Consider the following 18,766-nt stretch of genomic DNA (forward strand, 5'->3'; position numbering starts at 1 on the left):
AAATATGTACGTAGACTTAGAAATAATGGAGTTATTTGAAGAATTAGAAAGTATAGTAAAAAATGCTTCTTCAATACCTTTTACACATAAAAGTGGAATAGATAAAAATGAAGTTTTAGGAATAATAAATGAAATAAAAGCAATAATTCCAGAAGAAGTTAAACAAGCTTCATGGATAAATAAAGAAAGAAATAAAATAATAAATGATTCAAAAAAAGAAGCTGAAGAGATAAGAGAACAAGCTAAAAGAGAAGCTGAAATAATAAAAAGCGAAAATAAAAACCAGATGGAAGAAATAAAGAAAAATTCTGAAGAGATTCTTCAAGCTTATGTAGAAGCGAGTGAGCCAGTAGCAAAAGCAGATGAAAAAGCTAAAGGAATAGTATCAAGGGCAGAGAATGTAGCAAGAGAAATTAAGCTAGGTTCAATAGAATATGCAGAAGATGTGCTTTCTAGTGTAGAATATACTTTAAAAAATCTATTACAAGAAGTAGAAAGAGATAGAAAAGAATTGAATTCAGGTAAATAAAAAAGATCCCCAAATACAATAAAATGTATAGGGGGATTTATTTTTTTGAGTTGGAGCTTGTTCTTTCTAATACTAACAGCACTGTGAAAATGTATATTATTATAAATATAGGAAGAATTAGTTTAAAATGAGTGATGTAATAATTCCACAAGAAATTATCATAAAATACATTATATAAATTAGAGAAGTTGGATACTAAAGATGTAGATTTTAAAAGAGGATAAAATAAAAATGTAAATAAGCCTGCAAACATTCCGTGTAAAAACTTACTAAATATGTACAATCCAGTATTTATATCTGTCTTAGCTATAAAATTGCAACATTGGGCTAGTATAGACAACCCACTAAAACCAATCAAAAAGCTAGCCAAAGTGGCTTTAAGTATTTCAGGAGCAGAAGTTACAGATGCGATTTTATTGCAACCGATAGTAATCTCAAATAATCCACTAATAAAAGCGAAACATAAATCTTTGCTAACTCCTAAGAAGGATAAAGGTATATAGATTAAAGTAGTGATTAAACTTATTATGTTAAATAAAGATAAAATCTTAAAAACAACTGAAAAAATTATTACAAACCCTCCAACCATAAGAAGTGTATTTACTCCACTATATACAGCGTTTCCAAATAATACAAAAAATCCTTTATTGCTTAGTAGGTGAGAGTCAATGGTGTTTAAAATATTAGATTTTAAATTTTGATTAGGATTAGAGAGAATTTCTTTGCCATAATTCCTATATAATAAACCAACAGAAATTGAACCTAAATAATGGCAAAGTAACATTAAATAGCCTAAATTAGAATTTTGAAACATACCTGTAGCGACAGCACCAATAATAAAAAGTGGACCGGAGGTAGAACAAAAAGAAACTAATCTTTGAGCTTCATAGTTAGAAATTTGATTGGTAGCTCTAAGTTCAGAGGCTAATTTAGCACCTACAGGATAACCAGACACAGTTGAAATTACAAAAACTAAAGCACTTTTACCAGAAACATTAAAAATAAGCTTAGTAATAGGATTTATAATAAGACCTATTATATCGACTATTTTTAAATCTACAATCAAATTAGCTCCAATTATAAATGGTAAAAGGGATGGTATTAATATTTGAGTCCATATACGAAGACCCTCTTTTGCAGAGAGTATAGACTCATTTGGAAATAAAATAACACCTAAAACTATAAATAAGACAATACAGCCAGGTGTAAAAAAAGAAATAAATTTATTTTCTTTCATGAAATCACCTAAATTATAAAATTAATATACAATAATTATATTAGCTAAGTAAAATATATATGAATAAAACAAATATCTATATATAATATAGATATACAGATAAATATAAAGTCATTATATAAAGGAGAAATACAATGTTTAATAGTGTTAGTGGGAAAAAAGTTTATGAATTAGTGATTGAACAAATACAAGATAATATACTAAATGGGAAAATAAAAAAAGGAGATCAGCTACCGTCAGAAAGAGAATTATCAGAACAAATGGGGGTAAGTAGAACTTCTATTAGAGAAGCTATTAGAGTATTAGAAACAATGGGACTTATAGAAAGTAGACAAGGAGAAGGAAATTTTATATGTGCAAAAGTAGAAAAATCTTTTATACAACCATTATCTATAATGTTTAAGTTAAATGATGGAAATTGGGATAATATATTAGAATTAAGAGAACTATTAGAATTACAAACAGCATCAATAGCAGCTCAAAAAATAACTAAAGAAGAAGAAAAAGAATTAGATGAAATAATGATTGAAATGGAAAAAGAAACAAATGGTGAAAATAGAGAAAAAATTCTAGTAATTATTGACCAAAAATTTCACAAAAAAATTGCTTCTATAAGTAAAAATTATTTAATTGAGAGTTTTTTTATAACAGCGTCTAAATTATTTGAGCAGTTTATAGAAGATGCTAGAGTGAAAATTATAGAAGCACATGCTGGTGAAAATATACTATATAAAGAGCATAATGAGATTTATAAGGCAATAAAGCAAAGAAATCCTGAACTAGCTTATGAAAAGATGAAACAGCATATGGAGTTGATTAAAAAAAGTTATGAAAAATTAAAATAAAAATAAAACTGTTAATAAAAAAACAAATGTTGCGAAAGTTTAAACTAAATAATATTATTAACTCAGAAGTGGTAAAACGATTTCTAGGTGATAATATTGCATTTAAAGTGGTAATACCACATACCATCATTCGAGTGACCATCATAATATTAATTAATAAGGGGATGAAACTTGATGAACGAATATGTACTATTCGCAATAGCCATAATTCCTATAATGTGGCTAATTGTATCTTTGGGAGTTATGAAATTGCCAGCACACAAAACATGTCTTTTTACTGCAGTATTAACCGTTGTAATAGCTATTATATTTTGGAAGATGCCATTTATTTCAGCAGCAACAGCATCATTAGAAGGAATGGCAATAGCATTTTGGCCGATACTTCTAGTTATAGTAGCAGCATTATTTACTTACAACTTAGCAGTTGAAACAAAAAGCATGGACACTATGAAAAATATGTTATCTAGTATTACTACTGATAATAGAATCCAAGTTCTTATATTAGCATGGGGATTTGGAGGTTTTCTAGAGGCAGTAGCAGGTTTTGGAACAGCAGTGGCGATACCAGCTAGTATACTTATATCTTTTGGATTCAATCCAGTATTTGCAGCAATAATATGTCTTATAGCAAATACTGTACCTACAGCTTTTGGAGCAATAGGATTACCTGTAACAACATTAGCAGCAGTAACGGGTCTTGACGTAATGCACCTAAGTTATCTAATCTCAATTCAGTTATCAATATTTATAGTCATAATACCTTTCGTATTAGTAATATTAACAAGAAAAAGTTTCAAAGCAGTTAAAGGAGTATTTTTAATAACTTTAGTTTCAGGATTAGCTTTTGCAATACCACAAATATTTATTTCTAAATATTTAGGAGCAGAATTACCATCTTTAATAGGAAGTTTGTGTAGTATGCTATGTACAATAATAATGGCTAAGAGTATGAATAAAAAAGAAGTGGTAGAGCTTGAAACAACTGAAGGACTTGAAGGAAATTCAACAGCTGCTAAGACTAAGATATCTACTAAAGAAGGTATATTAGCATGGCTTCCATACATACTTTTATGCGTATTTATATTAGTAGCAAGTCCACTATGTCCACCAATAAATGAAACATTAGCTAAAGTTAGTAGTAAGATTAATATTTATATAGGAGAAGGGTCAAAGCCTTCATCATTTATATGGATAAACACACCAGGTGTGATGATTATTTTAGCTACTGTAATATCAGGATTAGTACAAAAAGTAAAACTATCAGTAATGCTTAATGTATTTACTAGAACTGTAATACAATTAAAAAAATCTTTTGTTACTATAATGTCTATAGTTGCAATATCTAAAGTTATGGCTCACAGTGGAATGACTAGTTCAATTTCATTTGGATTATGTGCATTAACTGGAAGCTACTACCCTGTAATAGCACCATTACTAGGAGCAATAGGTACATTTGTTACAGGTAGTGATACATCAGCAAATGTATTGTTTGGTGGATTACAAGCAGAGGCAGCTAAGTCTTTAGGTATAGACCCTTACTGGATAGCAGCAGCTAATACAGCAGGTGCGACTGCTGGGAAAATGATTTCGCCACAAAGTATAGCTATAGCCACATCTGCAACAGGGCTTATTGGAAGTGAAGGCAAAATACTTAGTTCGACACTTAAGTTTTGTTTAGTATATGTACTTATATTAGGAATAGTAGTTTACTTTGGTAGATTTGCACCATTTATAGGTATTTAACTAAAAGGGAGGAAAGAAAAAGATTCAAAAGTAGTAGTAATACCAGATGGAGTATCAGTAATAGTCAAATAGATAAGGAGGTAATTTAATTTATGGAGATTTTAACATGTATCAAACAAGTTCCAGGAACTAGTGAAGTAGAAGTAGATGAAAAAACAGGGGTGTTAAAAAGAGATGGTGTAGATTCAAAGATGAATCCCTATGATTTATATGCATTAGAAACTGCACTTAGAATAAAAAAAGAAAAAGGTGCTACTCTAAAGGTAATAACAATGGGACCTCCTCAAGCTAAACAAATAATAGAAGAAAGTTTTATGATGGGTGCAGATGAGGGTGCTATATTAAGTGATAGAAAATTTGCAGGTGCAGATGTTCTTGCTACATCATATACATTGTCTCAAGGAATAAGAAAAGTAGGAAATCCAGACTTAATAATATGTGGAAAGCAAACAACAGATGGAGATACAGCCCAAGTTGGACCAGAAATAGCAGAGTTTTTAAATATACCTCATGTTACAAATGTAACTAAAATAATAGAAGTTAAGGAAAAGAGTATTATTGTAGAAGTAGATATGCCTAATACACAGGAAGTGTGTGAAGTTGAGTACCCTTGTTTAATAACTGTAGAAAAATGTATATTCCAACCTAGACTACCATCATTTAAATTAGGATTAACAACAAAAAACAAAGAAATATCAGTATATTCTTTAGGTGATTTTGAAGACCAAGATGAAAAAAATTATGGATTAAATGGTTCACCAACGCAGGTTTTAAGAATCTTCCCTCCTACTCCGAATAATGAAAAAGAGGTTCTAAGAGGAAGTTCAGAAGAGATAAGTGATATATTAGTAGAAAAATTAATAAGCAAGAAGTTAGTGTAAGGGGGGATTATAAATGTCAAAAATAATTATAAATCAATCTAAAATAAATAACTTTGAAGAAGTTATGGAATTATGTCCATTTAATGCAATAGAATTAGAAAATGATAAATTAGAAATCAATGCTGCATGTAAAATGTGTAAAATTTGTGTTAATAAAGGACCTGAAGGAGCTTTTGAATTTGTAGAAGATAAGAAGAAAGAAGTTAATAAAGATGAATGGAGAGGTATTTGTGTATATGTAGACCATCATGAAGGCGATATACATCCTGTAACATACGAATTAATAGGTAAGGCTAGAGAAATGGCTGCAAAAATAAATCATCCAGTGTACTGTGTATTCGTAGGTAGCAACATAAAGGATAAGTGTGATAAATTATTGTCTTACGGAGTAGATGAAGTTTTTGTGTATGATAATGAAGCATTTGAAAACTTTAGAATAGAGCCTTATGCTAAGGCAGTAGAAAATTTTATTGAAAATATAAAACCTACGATAATGTTAGTTGGTGGAACAACTTTAGGTAGATCGTTAGCACCAAGACTTTCGGCTAGATTTAGAACAGGTCTTACGGCTGACTGTACAGTACTTGATATACAAGAAAATACTGATTTAGATCAAATACGACCAGCATTTGGTGGTAACATAATGGCACATATACACACACCAAGTCATAGACCACAATTTGCAACTGTTAGATATAAAATATTCTCAGCACCTGAGCAAGTAGAAAATCCAACTGGAAAAGTTACGATATGTGAAATTGATAAAGAGGAATTAAACTCTAAAATAAAAGTACTGGATATTAAACCAAAGACCAAGGAAATAGGATTAGAAGATGCAGAAGTGATAGTAGTTGCTAGTAGAGCTATCAAAAAACAAGATGATATGGAAATGATATATAAATTAGCCAATACTTTAGGTGCACAAGTAGCTGGAACAAGACCACTAATAGAAGCAGGATGGATAGACCCTAGAAAACAAATTGGTCTAAGTGGAAGAACTGTAAAACCAAAGTTAATAATAACTTGTGGTGTATCTGGATCAGTTCAATTTGTTGCCGGAATGAAGGGCTCTGACTATATAGTAGCAATAAACCTAGATGAAAAAGCTCCTATATTTGATGTGGCACATTTGGCATTAGTAGGAGATGTATATGAAATAATTCCTAAATTAATAGAAAAAATAGAGCAAAATGCATTAGAAGTAGCATTAACTGTTGAAGAATAGGGGGGATTAGTTATGGAAATGACAATAACTAAAAATAATTATAAGATCATAGATCAAAATGATATAGATTTTTTAATAAATGTATGTGGAGAAGAAAATGTAATTGCTGGAAATAATATAAGTGAAGATTTTTCTCATGATGAGTTGGGCGGAACAGAAAATTATCCAGAAGTACTTGTTTATGTACTAGAAACAGAACAGGTGTCTAAAATAATGAAATATGCATACGAAAATAATATATGTGTAACTCCTAGAGGGCAAGGAACAGGATTAGTTGGTGCATCGGTAGCGATTCATGGTGGTATAATGTTAAATCTATGCAAGATGAATAAAATACTTGAACTTGACTATGAAAACTTAACTTTAACAGTAGAACCAGGTGTACTACTTATGACTATAGGTCAATATGTTCAAGAACAAGATTTATTTTATCCACCAGACCCAGGTGAAAAAAGTGCTACAATAGCAGGTAATATAAATACTAATGCAGGTGGAATGAGAGCTGTTAAGTATGGCGTTACTAGAGATTATGTTAGAGGATTAGAAGTAGTTCTTCCTAATGGAGAAATAATAAATATAGGTGGAAAAGTAGTTAAAAATAGTTCTGGATATAGTATAAAAGATTTAATAGTAGGATCAGAAGGTACATTAGGGATTGTAACTAAGGCTATACTTAGACTACTTCCTTTACCTAAAAAAGATGTAAGTTTATTAATACCATTCCCCGATTTAACTACAGCAATAGAAACAGTGCCAAAGATAATAAAGTCAAAATCTATACCAACAGCGATAGAGTTTATGGAAAGAGATGTAATACTTGCAGCAGAAGAGTTTTTAGGTAAAAAATTCCCAGACAACACTTCAGATGCATATTTATTATTAAAATTTGATGGAAATAGCAAAGAAGAAATAGAAAAAGAATATGCAAAAGTTGCACATCTTTGCTTAGAATGTGGAGCATACGATGTACTTATATCAGATACTCAAGAAAGAAATGATTCTATATGGTCAGCAAGAGGAGCATTCTTAGAAGCTATAAAAGCATCTACAAGTGAAATGGATGAATGTGATGTTGTTGTACCAAGAGATAAGGTAGCAGAGTTTATTAGATATACTCATGATCTTCAGACTGAGTTAAATGTTAGAATAAAAAGCTTTGGGCATGCAGGAGATGGAAACTTACATGTTTACACATTGAGAGATGATATGGATGATGAAGCGTGGGGAGTAAAATTAAAAGAAAGTTTTGACTGTATGTACAAAAAATCAAGAGAGTTAAGAGGTCAAGTTTCAGGAGAGCATGGTATAGGATATGCTAAAAAAGGATATTTACATGAGTCGCAAAGTGAACCATATATGGATTTAATAAAAAATATAAAAGTAGCTTTTGACCCTAAGAATATACTGAATCCAGGTAAAATATACTAATTGTAGTTTGGAAGTTAAAAAGAGTGGAGGAATCTCCACTCTAATTAGTTGTATAAGATGCTAATCTCTGACATATATTGGAGCGGTATAATAGTCCATAGGACCTTTCAATAAATGTTTGTTATCTTTATAGTATACTAAATTATATATATTACTAGCTTTAATATCATAATCTATTAACGTTTTAAAAATATCGTCGTCCATTGAGAAAGATACATTTGAAAATTTATTTATAATATTTATGTCAGAGTTTGATTTTATAGTTTTTAAAATTTCGCGACCTTTATCATTAAAAGCTAAAACTCTTATATAAGGCATAGATGTAACATTTTTAACTTTATTTACATCTTCTTTAGTGATACCTAATAAAATATTGTTTAAAGTTCGTTTAATTTTAGTCAAAGTATACCTTTTAGACTTTATAGACAACTGTAAATCGTAAAGGGAATTAGAAGTAAATACATTTTGATATATTTTGTTTTCTATTCCTTCATTAACTTCAAAAAAATTATTTAAATTGTTTGTATCTCGAAGTATGGTAGCATTAATTAAATCAAAATATTTATCATCAAACATGGGTGAAAAATTGTCTTTGATTTTGGTTTCTAAAGTACTATATGTAGCATTTGGAATTACATCATAAATATTTGATAAATTATTATAATCTTTTAAAGATTTTCTTATAGCAGTGGCAGAACATATATTGCTACTTATATCTTCGGAGTTATAAGAGGCAGATATTCTACAAATTGTAAAAGGTTTTATATTACTTTGTAATTTTAGTAGACATTTTATGTATTCTAGGCCTAAAATATTATTAGAGGAATTTAATACTAATAAAAGATTATCTTTCGAAATGTCTAATAAACTATTATCACAAATATAATCAAACAATGCTAAACTACGAGCAGTAGGATAAAGCATTCCGTCATCTAAGTATTTTCTTAAAAGCTTTTTAAAGTCATCAGGCTCATTCACCAATATTTTTGAAATTATATAAAGTATATCAACGCTACCTTCTTCGCTGCCAAAACAAACAGAGTTTACACAATTTAGCGAATTAAGGGCAGTTATAGCGCCATGAGCAAAAAATTCTGCGCTTTGACATGCAAAAATAGTGGGGAGTTCTATAACTAAATCGACACCATTTTTTACAGCTATTTGAGCACGTGTATATTTATCAAATAAAGCAGGTTCTCCTCTTTGGAGGAAATTTCCACTCATAATAGCTACACTATGAGTAGCATTAGTTACTTTTAATGATTCTTTTAAATGATACAAGTGACCATTATGAAAGGGATTATATTCGACTATTAATCCTAATATATTCATAAAAAATTCTCCTTTGAAAGTTTTAAATAAAGGTTTTCTATAGATAATATAGAAGTATATTATTAAAATGTTAAAATTATGCTATATATTTAGTCAAGCAAATTTTTTCATAATTATATTATAATATTATAACAAATAGAGAAAAATAATCTATGTTCACAGAAAAAAATAAAAAAATAAAAATAATTAACTAAGTTATGTATTAAAGTATATACTTTTATTAAAAAAAGTGATATATTAATTAATATTAAATTGTTCAATGTATACAATCTAATGCAATAAATATTAAGCCGAAATCGGCTTCTTACATAATTAATGTTAAATTTTAAGGAGGTATACTAATGAAAATATTAGTATTAAACTGTGGTAGTTCTTCATTAAAATATCAATTAATAGATATGTTAAATGAAGAAGTTTTATGTATAGGATTAGTTGAAAGAATAGGTATAGAAGGTTCTATCCTAAAGCAAGAAAAAGATGGAGTAGAAGGTAAATTAGTTGTTGAACAACCAATGAAAAACCATCAAGATGCTATAAAGTTAGTATTAGAGGGATTAATTGATGCTACTTATGGTGGAGTTAAAGAAATGTCTGAAATAGAAGCTGTAGGACACAGAGTTGTTCACGGTGGAGAAAAGTTTGCAGGATCAGTAAAAATAACTGATGAAGTTAAAGCTGCACTAGTAGATTGCATTGAATTAGCACCACTTCATAACCCAGCTAACATAATGGGAATAGAAGCTTGTGAAGAAATACTTCCAGGAGTTCCAATGGTAGGAGTGTTTGATACTGCTTTCCATCAAACAATGCCTAAATCTTCTTATTTATATGGATTACCTCATGAATTATACACTAAGTATGGTGTAAGAAGATATGGATTCCACGGTACTTCTCACAAGTATGTATCTCAAAGAGCTGCTGCTATGTTAGGAAAAGATATAAAAGACCTTAAAATAATAACTTGTCACCTAGGAAATGGGGCTTCTGTAGCTGCTATAGATGGTGGTAAGTGTGTTGATACATCTATGGGATTCACACCATTAGAAGGTTTAATAATGGGAACTAGATGTGGAGATATAGATGCTGCTATATTACCATTCCTAATGGAAAAAGAAGGATTAGATGCTAAAGGATTAAGCGATATGATGAATAAAAAGTCAGGGATATACGGAATGACTGGTATATCAAGTGACTTCAGAGATATAGAAGGTGCAGCTAAAGAAGGAAATGAATTAGCTCAAGTAGCATTAGTAGCTTATGACAACAGAGTTAAGAAATACATAGGTGCTTACGCTGCTGAAATGGGTGGAGTAGACGCTATAGTATTCACTGCTGGTGTTGGTGAGAATGGTATAGCTACTAGAGAAAAAATATTATCTAATATGGAATTCTTAGGAGTTAAATTAGATAAAGAAGCTAACAACGTAAGAGGAAAAGAAAGAGTAATATCTACAGAAGATTCTACAGTTAAAGCTTTATTAATACCAACTAATGAAGAATTAGTTATAGCTAGAGACACATTAGCTTTAGTAAAATAAGTATAAGTGGATATAATATATTTAAGGTAGGGTAAAACCTACCTTAAATTTTGCCTAATAAATGAAGAAATCTTAAAAATTAAATATTTTAATGGCAAAAATATCTATCAAGTAAAAATACTTGACAAACAACGGCCAAATTTGTATAATAAATTGGTAATGTATTGAGGTGAATTTGATGCAAATCAGTCTAGATAAATTAACTAGAGGAGAAACTGACAAATTAGACTTGAATTTTTCTCGAAAAATTGATACTATTAATTATTGTGAGAATAGTTACAAATTAGCTTCACCTATAAATGCAAATGGTAAAGTTTCAATCACGAATAAAGGGTTATACCTTGATGTGGATATAAACTTTACGATTCTTGACAACTGTGCAAGATGCTTAGTAGAGGTAGAAGTACCAATAGAGTATTCTATAAAAGGATTTCTAGTTAAAGAAAACTATGATGAAGACAGTTTTGAAGATGATGATGCTTTCATTTATGATGGACAAGAGTTAAATCTGTTAGACATAATAGAGCAAACATTAGATTTTAAAATTCCAGCAAGAGTTCTTTGTAAAGAAGATTGTGAAGGTCTTTGTCAAGGATGCGGAGCAAACTTAAATAAAGAAGAGTGTTCTTGCAATGAAACCGCGAACGACGAGGAGATTATAGATCCCCGTTTTGCTAAATTAAAAGATATATTTAAAAACGACTAAGGAGGTGGCGTAAATGGCAGTACCAAAGTGTAAAACATCTAAATCAAAAACAAAAATGAGAAGAGCAGCTAACTCAAAAATAGTAGCAACTGGATTTGTAAGTTGCCCACAATGTCATGAGCCGAAATTACCACATAGATTATGTCCAGACTGTGGATATTATAAAGGTAAAGAAGTTGTATCTGAATAATAACTTCTAAAAACATGTAGAGTATACTCTACATGTTTTTTTTGTTTATAAGAAGAATAAGAAGAAAAAAGTATTGCTAAAGTTATAGACTTATTATATACTACTATTAGTAGCTGGTACTAATCCTAGCTATAAAAACTTGGAGGTAATATGAAAAAACAAAGTAAAGCCCAAAGACAAACAGAACTTATTGAAAGACTACAAGAAGATCCTTTTTATACAGATGAAGAATTAGCAACTTTATTTGATGTAAGTATTCAAACTATAAGATTAGATAGGATGAGTTTGAATATACCTGAATTAAGGGAGAGGGTTAAATCTATAGCAGAATTAGAAAGTTCTAAAGTTAAAACTTTAGGGATTAAGGAGATTACAGGAGAGATAATTGACTTATCAGTAGGGCAATTAGGAATATCTATGTTGGAAATTACAGAGGATATGCTTTACTCTAAAACTAACACTTTAAAGGATACATATATATTTTCCTTGGCAGACTCATTAGCGATGGCTATAATAGATGCACCAAAGGTAATTATGAGAGTTGCAAATGTAAAGTGCTTGAAATTGATTGAACAAAAAGATAGGCTTATAGCTAAGGCTGAAATCTATAAAAGAGTAGACAAGAAGCATTATGTAAAAGTTGTTGTCAATAATAAAGCACAAGAGCAAATCTTTAGAGGAAAATTTATATTAGAGGAAATAGAATAGGAGAAAAAGTTATGAGAATAGTAATTGATGGTATGGGTGGAGATAATGCACCCAAATCTAACGTAGAAGGTGTTGTAAACGCCATAAAAGAATATAATGTTGATTTAATAATCACTGGAGATAAAGAAATATTAGAAAAAGAATTTGCTAACTATGAATTTGATAGAAGTAAATTAGAAATAGTTCATACTACCGAAGTTGTAAAAAATGAAGATAAACCAGTAAAAGCAATTAGAAGCAAAAAAGATTCATCTATGGTTGTTGCCCTAAGGCTTGTAAAAGAAGGAAAGGCAGATGCAATAATCAGTGCAGGGAGTACAGGTGCACTACTTGCAGGAGGATTATTCGTAGTAGGAAGAATAAAAGGTATAGATAGACCTTGTTTGTGTCCTACTATCCCAAATGCAAAAAGAGGTATGACTTTAATTGCTGATGGTGGGGCTAATGTAGATTGTAAAACTAGAAACCTTGTAGAGTTTGCAGCTATGAGCAATATTTATGCTAAAAAAGTTTTAGATATGGAAAACCCTAGATTGGCATTAGCTAATGTAGGAATAGAAGAGGGTAAAGGAAATGACTTAGTTAAAAAGTCATATGAAGAATTAAAAAAGCTTGACTTAAACTTTATAGGAAATGTTGAAGCAAGAGATGTTATAAATGCATATACAGACATAATAGTTTGTGATGGTTTTACGGGAAATATATTACTTAAATCTTGTGAAGGCGTAGCTATGTCTGTTATGAAACTAATAAAAGAAACTTTATTAAGTAGTACAAAAGGTAAATTAGGAGCTATGCTAATAAAGGATGATTTAAAAAAATTAAAGAGTTTTATGGATTATGCTGAGTATGGAGGTGCACCGCTGTTAGGAGTTAACGGAGGTGTTATAAAAGCCCATGGAAGTTCTGATTCAAGAGCTATAAAAAATGCTATAAATCAAGGAATAAAATTTGCAAAAGGTAATGTTGTTGAAGATATAAAAGAGTTTATAAAGACTATAGAAGAACAACAAGGTAAGGATGAAGAATAAACTCGTTTTGGAGGTTTATATAAAATGAACAATAAAGCTGGTATATTAGGAATAGGAAGCTATTTGCCTGAAAAAATAATAGATAATTTATATTTTGAAAAAACAATGGATACTTCAGATGAATGGATAAAAACTAGAACAGGAATAAGTGAAAGAAGAATAGCTAATGACAATGAGGCTACTTCTGATTTAGCAACAAAAGCAGCCTTAAAGGCTATAAAATGTGCAAAGTTAAAACCTGAAAATATAGATTTAGTAATTGTAGCTACGGCAACTAGCGATATGGTATTTCCATCTACAGCATGTATAGTTCAAAATAATATAGGAGCAACAAAAGCTGCTGCATTTGATATGTCAGCAGCCTGCTCTGGATTTATATACGCTATGACAGTAGCTAAACAATTTGTAGAAAATAAGGTATACCAAAATGTATTAGTAATAGGAGCTGAAGTTTTGTCTAGAGTACTAGATTATACGGACAGAACAACATCTATATTGTTTGGTGATGGTGCTGGAGCAGTAGTAATTGGGAATGTTGAATTTGGAGGTATTTTATCTACTTATTTGGGATCAGATGGCAGTGGAAAAGAATTCTTAAATATACCAGCTGGAGGTTCTAAACTTCCGGCTAGTCAAAACACAATAGATAATAAGCTACATACCATAAAAATGGCAGGAAATGATGTATATAAGTTTGCTGTAAGAATAATGGGAGATGCATCTTTAAAAGCTTTAGAAATGGCAAATTTAAAAACTTGTAACATAGACTACTTAATACCGCATCAAGCTAATATTAGAATTATAGAAGCATCAGCGAAAAGGCTAAAATTAAACATGGATAAAGTTTATGTAAACTTAGATAAGTGTGGAAATATGTCTGCGGCATCAATACCAGTGGCTTTAGATGAAGCTTATAGATTAGGTAAAATAAAAAAAGGTGATAATGTAGTGTTAGTTGGCTTTGGTGGAGGATTGACTTGGGGATCTTCAGTAGTAAACTGGAGCATACAAGGAGGTAAAAATGAATAAAATTTGTCAAATTTTAAGTATACAATATCCAATAATTCAAGGTGGAATGGCTTGGGTAGCTGATGCATATTTAGCAAGTGCAGTTTCTAATGCGGGAGGACTAGGTCTTATAGCAGGAGGAAATGCACCTAAGGAGATTATAAAAAAAGAAATAGACAAATGTAGAGAACTGACAGATAAACCTTTTGGTGTAAATGTAATGCTATTATCTCCTTATGTAGATGAAATAATGGAGTTAATAATAGAAGAAAAAATTGAAGTAATAACTACAGGAGCTGGAAACCCAGCAAAATACATAGATAGACTGAAAAAAGTGGGAACAAAAATAATTCCTGTGGTTCCTAGTATAGCTTTAGCACAAAGAATGGAAAAACTAGGCGCAGATGCAGTGATAGTAGAAGGAACAGAAGCAGGAGGGCATATTGGAGAACTAACTACAATGGTTTTAACACCACAAGTGGTAGATTCGGTAAGCATACCTGTGATTTGTGCAGGTGGAATTGCTGATGGAAGAGGAGTTGCAGCGGCTTTTGCATTAGGAGCTAAAGGAGTTCAAGTTGGAACTAGATTTATATGTAGTAAAGAGTGTAATATACATGAAAATTATAAGAATATGGTATTGAAGTCTAAAGATAGAGATGCCATAGTAACAGGAAGAAGCACAGGTCATCCTGTAAGAACCTTAAAAAATAAATTAGCTAAAGATGTTTTAAATATGGAGAAAGAAGGCTATCCAACTGAAGAAATTAACAAAAGAGCAATAGGGTCATTAAGAATAGCTACAGTAGATGGAGATGTTAATGAAGGGTCATTTATGGCAGGTCAAATAGCATCAATTATAAAAGATATAAAACCTTGTAAAGAAATTATAGAAACTATGGTCTGTGAGGCAAAACATATTATGCCTACAATAGAACTATAAATTAGGAGGGATTTATGGAGAAAGTGGCGTTAGTATTTCCGGGTCAAGGTGCTCAATATGTGGGTATGGCTAAGGATTTATATGAAAATAATGATACCGCTAAAAAAGTAATAGACTGTGCTTGCCATGTTTTAAATATGGACTTAAAAAGTATAATGTTTGAAGGTGACTCTGAAGAATTATCAAAAACTGAAAACACTCAACCTGCAATACTTACACATAGCATAGCTTTATTGCAAGCTATAAATGAAGAAATAGATTTAAAGTATGATGCATGCCTAGGTTTATCATTAGGAGAATATAGTGCATTAGTGGCTGCAGAGGGAATAAATTTTGAAGATGCGGTATCTTTAGTTAAAAGAAGAGGGCGATTCATGCAAGAAGCTGTGCCTGTGGGGAAAGGTTCTATGGCTGCTATTTTAGGTCTAGACAGAGATAAGTTAAAAGAAGTTATAGAAAATATCAATGATGGTATTATAGAAGTTGCAAATTATAATTCTCCAGGACAGATAGTTATATCAGGAGAAAGTAAAAAGATTGATGAAGCTATGCTAAAGTTAAAAGATAGTGGTGCGAAAAAAGCTATAAAGCTAAATGTAAGTGGTCCATTTCACTCATCAATGTTAAATGAAGCTGGTATTAAATTATCTAAAGAATTAGATAAAATTAAACTTAGTAAACCGAAAGTGCCATTAGTATCAAATGTCAGTGCAAAGTACTATGAAGATGAATACAAAGACTTGCTTGTAAGTCAAGTTAGTTCATCAGTTCTTTGGGAAGACTCTATAGAAAACTTATTAGATGAAGGCTACAAAAGTTTTATAGAAATAGGACCAGGAAAAACTTTAAAAGCATTCATAAAAAAGATTGCCTCAAATAAAGGGATTGACATAAATATTTACAATATAGATGACTTAACTTCATTGGAAGAATTTATTCAAACTTATAAGAATGGAGGTCTAGGATGTTAAATTTAAAGGATAAAGTAGCTATAGTTACAGGTGGATCTAGAGGTATAGGAAAGGAAGTTGCTAAAAAATTAGCTAAACTAGGAGTTAATTTAGTTATAAACTATACTTCAAAAGAAGAAGAAGCTTTACAAACTAAATCTGAAATAGAAGCTTTAGGTGTAAAGTGTATAAGTGTAAAGTGTGATGTTTCTAATGCTGAAGAAGTTAAGAATATGATAAATTTTGCATTAACAGAGTTCAAAAAAATAGATATATTAGTAAATAATGCAGGTATAACTAGAGATGGATTATTAATGAGAATGAAAGAAGAAGACTTTGATAAGGTAATAGAAATAAACTTAAAAGGCACATTTAACTGTACTAAAGCTGTTACTAAGCCTATGATGAAACAAAAGTATGGAAAGATAATAAATATAGCTTCAGTAGTAGGTGTGATAGGAAATGCAGGTCAAGCTAATTACTGTGCATCTAAAGCAGGTGTTATAGGGTTTACTAAATCAACTGCGAGAGAGTTAGCATCAAGAAATATAAATATAAATGCAGTAGCTCCTGGATTTATAGAGACAGATATGACTAAAATATTAAGTGATGAAATAAAACAAAGTATGTTAATTAATATTCCTCAAAACACTTTTGGTAAACCGGAAGATGTAGCTAATGTAGTAGCATTTTTAGCTAGTGATATGTCTAGTTATGTTACAGGTCAGGTTATAAATGTTGATGGTGGTATGGTAATGCAATAATTCAGAAAATAAAAGGGGAATGTGTACCTATTAGAATCTGAATATTTTGAATATAAAATAAATAATAATTAAATTTTAGGAGGAAATACAAATGTTTGAAAGAGTAGTAGAAATAATAAGAGAGCAATTAAGTGTTGATGATAAAGTTATAACAATGGAAACGTCTTTAATGAAAGATTTAGAAGCAGATTCACTAGATGCAGTAGAAATAATAATGGCTTTAGAAGATGAGTTTAATGTAGAAATACCAGATGCTGAAGCAGAAAAATTTAAGTCAATCGGAGACATAGTTAAATATGTAGAAGCAAATAAATAGTGGAGGATTCTCTATGAAAAGAAGAGTTGTAATAACTGGTCTTGGGTGTGTTACGCCAGTAGGAAATGGGAAAGAAGAATTTTGGAGTAATATAAAATCTGGATTTTGTGGAATAGATAAAGTAACTAGATTTGATACTAGTACTTTTCAAACACAGGTAGCAGCTGAAGTTAAAAACTTTAATGGTGAAGAATATATAAATAAAAAAGAATTAAAAAGATTAGATAGATTTACTCAGTATGCAATAGCTTCTGCAAAAATGGCAGTAGAAGATGCAAAACTAGACTTAGATACTATTAATAAAGAAAGTATGGGAGTTATTATAGGTACTGGTATAGGTGGAGTAGAAACAATAGAGGAACAACATAAGATACTTTTAGATAAAGGAAATAAAAGAGTAAGTCCGTTCTTTGTTCCTATGATGATAGGAAATATGGCTGCAGGTCAAGTTTCGATATCTTTAGGTGCTAAAGGACCAAATACTAATGTATGTACAGCCTGTGCATCAGGAACACATTCGATAGGAGATGCTTTTAAGATTATACAAAGAGGAGATGCAAGTATAATGGTAGCTGGAGGGAGTGAAGCTCCTATAACAGCACTTGCTTTTTCTGGATTTTGTAATATGAAAGCAATGACTACTAGAAATGATAATCCTAAAACAGCATCAAGACCATTTGACAAGGACAGAGATGGTTTTGTAATGGGAGAAGGAGCAGGAATACTTATATTAGAAGATTTAGAACATGCATTAAGTAGAAGTGCAAAAATATATGCAGAGATAGTAGGATATGGATTGACTGCAGATGCCTATCATATGACTACTCCTGCAGAAGATGGTGAAGGAGCACGTAGAGCTATGGAAATGGCACTTCAAGATGGAGAAGTTCCGTTAGATGAAGTTGATTATATAAATGCTCATGGAACATCTACACCATACAATGATAGATTAGAAACATTAGCTATAAAGAATTTATTTGAAGACAAAGCATATAAGCTATGTGTTTCATCTACAAAATCTATGACAGGGCATTTATTAGGTGCAGCAGGAGCTATTGAAGCGATTATTTGTACTATGAGTATAGAAGAAGGTTTTATACCTCCAACAATAAATGTTGAAACCCTAGATGAAGAATTGGATTTAGATTATGTTCTTGATAAGGGGAAATCTAAGAACGTTAGATATGCAATGTCAAACTCTTTAGGGTTTGGTGGGCATAATGCTAGTATAGTATTAAAAAAATATTAGAATAAGAGTCATACTAAAAATAATTTAGTATGACTTTTTATGTTTTTTTGTGTTATTATTTGCTAATACTATAGACATAAAAGTATAAATATTATAAAATCTAATTTATAAAAAAAATTTAAAATACAAAAGGAGAATTTAAA

General features: G+C 30.6%; 19 protein-coding genes. 17 read left to right on the forward strand and 2 right to left on the reverse strand.

Annotated features, from left to right (window positions below; genetic code table 11):
* The first annotated feature begins 4 nt into the window (after positions 1-4).
* Entirely contained in the window at positions 5-529 is a 525-nt protein-coding gene (locus tag ACRC03_RS04485) for a hypothetical protein (RefSeq protein ID WP_438651357.1), read from the forward strand.
* Between the two features lie 37 nt (positions 530-566).
* On the opposite strand, the gene ACRC03_RS04490 is transcribed toward ACRC03_RS04485, so the two are convergent.
* The gene (locus tag ACRC03_RS04490) at positions 567-1,766 is read right to left on the reverse strand and encodes a sporulation integral membrane protein YlbJ (protein ID WP_438651359.1); all 1,200 of its coding nucleotides are present in this window, start codon (positions 1,764-1,766) and stop codon (positions 567-569) included.
* 134 nt (positions 1,767-1,900) lie between these two features.
* On the opposite strand from ACRC03_RS04490, the gene ACRC03_RS04495 reads away from it, so the two are divergent.
* The 5 genes from ACRC03_RS04495 to ACRC03_RS04515 all read left to right on the forward strand — a co-directional run bounded on the left by ACRC03_RS04495 (position 1,901) and on the right by ACRC03_RS04515 (position 7,888).
* Positions 1,901-2,611, forward strand: a complete 711-nt coding sequence (locus ACRC03_RS04495) for a FadR/GntR family transcriptional regulator (RefSeq protein ID WP_438651360.1) — start codon at positions 1,901-1,903, stop codon at positions 2,609-2,611.
* A gap of 174 nt (positions 2,612-2,785) precedes the next feature.
* Positions 2,786-4,354 carry an L-lactate permease gene (locus ACRC03_RS04500; protein WP_438651361.1) on the forward strand — a complete coding sequence of 523 codons (1,569 nt, stop codon included), beginning with the start codon at positions 2,786-2,788 and terminating at the stop codon, positions 4,352-4,354.
* A gap of 92 nt (positions 4,355-4,446) precedes the next feature.
* Positions 4,447-5,235, forward strand: a complete 789-nt coding sequence (locus tag ACRC03_RS04505) for an electron transfer flavoprotein subunit beta/FixA family protein (RefSeq protein WP_438651362.1) — start codon at positions 4,447-4,449, stop codon at positions 5,233-5,235.
* Positions 5,236-5,248: 13 nt separating this feature from the next.
* A complete protein-coding gene (locus ACRC03_RS04510) occupies positions 5,249-6,460 on the forward strand; it encodes an FAD-binding protein (RefSeq protein WP_438651363.1) in 1,212 nt (403 codons plus the stop codon).
* 12 nt (positions 6,461-6,472) lie between these two features.
* Entirely contained in the window at positions 6,473-7,888 is a 1,416-nt protein-coding gene (locus tag ACRC03_RS04515) for an FAD-binding oxidoreductase (RefSeq protein ID WP_438651365.1), read from the forward strand.
* A 60-nt stretch (positions 7,889-7,948) separates the two neighbouring features.
* Here ACRC03_RS04515 and ACRC03_RS04520 read toward each other — a convergent pair whose 3' ends face one another.
* Positions 7,949-9,220: a nucleotidyltransferase gene (locus ACRC03_RS04520; RefSeq protein WP_438651366.1), complete on the reverse strand. Its 1,272-nt coding sequence runs from the start codon at positions 9,218-9,220 to the stop codon at positions 7,949-7,951.
* Positions 9,221-9,561: 341 nt separating this feature from the next.
* On the opposite strand from ACRC03_RS04520, the gene ACRC03_RS04525 reads away from it, so the two are divergent.
* From ACRC03_RS04525 to fabF, 11 genes are all read left to right on the forward strand, one after another.
* Complete coding sequence (locus ACRC03_RS04525; protein ID WP_438651367.1) at positions 9,562-10,758, forward strand: acetate/propionate family kinase; 1,197 nt, start codon at positions 9,562-9,564, stop codon at positions 10,756-10,758.
* A gap of 178 nt (positions 10,759-10,936) precedes the next feature.
* On the forward strand, positions 10,937-11,464 hold the full coding sequence (locus tag ACRC03_RS04530; RefSeq protein ID WP_438651368.1) for a YceD family protein: 528 nt from the start codon (positions 10,937-10,939) through the stop codon (positions 11,462-11,464).
* A 13-nt stretch (positions 11,465-11,477) separates the two neighbouring features.
* Positions 11,478-11,654 carry a 50S ribosomal protein L32 gene (gene rpmF / locus ACRC03_RS04535; protein WP_438651369.1) on the forward strand — a complete coding sequence of 59 codons (177 nt, stop codon included), beginning with the start codon at positions 11,478-11,480 and terminating at the stop codon, positions 11,652-11,654.
* Between the two features lie 150 nt (positions 11,655-11,804).
* Positions 11,805-12,362 carry a transcription factor FapR gene (gene fapR / locus ACRC03_RS04540; protein WP_438651370.1) on the forward strand — a complete coding sequence of 186 codons (558 nt, stop codon included), beginning with the start codon at positions 11,805-11,807 and terminating at the stop codon, positions 12,360-12,362.
* 11 nt (positions 12,363-12,373) lie between these two features.
* Positions 12,374-13,393, forward strand: a complete 1,020-nt coding sequence (plsX, locus tag ACRC03_RS04545; protein WP_438651371.1) for a phosphate acyltransferase PlsX — start codon at positions 12,374-12,376, stop codon at positions 13,391-13,393.
* 24 nt (positions 13,394-13,417) lie between these two features.
* Complete coding sequence (locus ACRC03_RS04550; RefSeq protein WP_438651372.1) at positions 13,418-14,422, forward strand: beta-ketoacyl-ACP synthase III; 1,005 nt, start codon at positions 13,418-13,420, stop codon at positions 14,420-14,422.
* Positions 14,415-15,344, forward strand: coding sequence for an enoyl-[acyl-carrier-protein] reductase FabK (gene fabK / locus ACRC03_RS04555; RefSeq protein ID WP_438651373.1), 930 nt, complete (start codon positions 14,415-14,417; stop codon positions 15,342-15,344). The genes ACRC03_RS04550 and fabK overlap by 8 nt, the downstream gene beginning before the upstream one ends.
* A 14-nt stretch (positions 15,345-15,358) precedes the next feature.
* Positions 15,359-16,315 carry an ACP S-malonyltransferase gene (fabD, locus tag ACRC03_RS04560; RefSeq protein WP_438651374.1) on the forward strand — a complete coding sequence of 319 codons (957 nt, stop codon included), beginning with the start codon at positions 15,359-15,361 and terminating at the stop codon, positions 16,313-16,315.
* Positions 16,309-17,058, forward strand: coding sequence for a 3-oxoacyl-[acyl-carrier-protein] reductase (fabG, locus tag ACRC03_RS04565; RefSeq protein WP_438651375.1), 750 nt, complete (start codon positions 16,309-16,311; stop codon positions 17,056-17,058). The genes fabD and fabG overlap by 7 nt, the downstream gene beginning before the upstream one ends.
* Positions 17,059-17,149: 91 nt before the next feature.
* On the forward strand, positions 17,150-17,374 hold the full coding sequence (gene acpP / locus ACRC03_RS04570) for an acyl carrier protein (RefSeq protein ID WP_438651376.1): 225 nt from the start codon (positions 17,150-17,152) through the stop codon (positions 17,372-17,374).
* Between the two features lie 13 nt (positions 17,375-17,387).
* Complete coding sequence (fabF, locus tag ACRC03_RS04575; RefSeq protein WP_438651378.1) at positions 17,388-18,623, forward strand: beta-ketoacyl-ACP synthase II; 1,236 nt, start codon at positions 17,388-17,390, stop codon at positions 18,621-18,623.
* Positions 18,624-18,766: the final 143 nt, after the last annotated feature.

The organism is Romboutsia sp., assembly GCF_051659545.1.
GTDB lineage: Bacteria > Bacillota > Clostridia > Peptostreptococcales > Peptostreptococcaceae > JBOFOR01.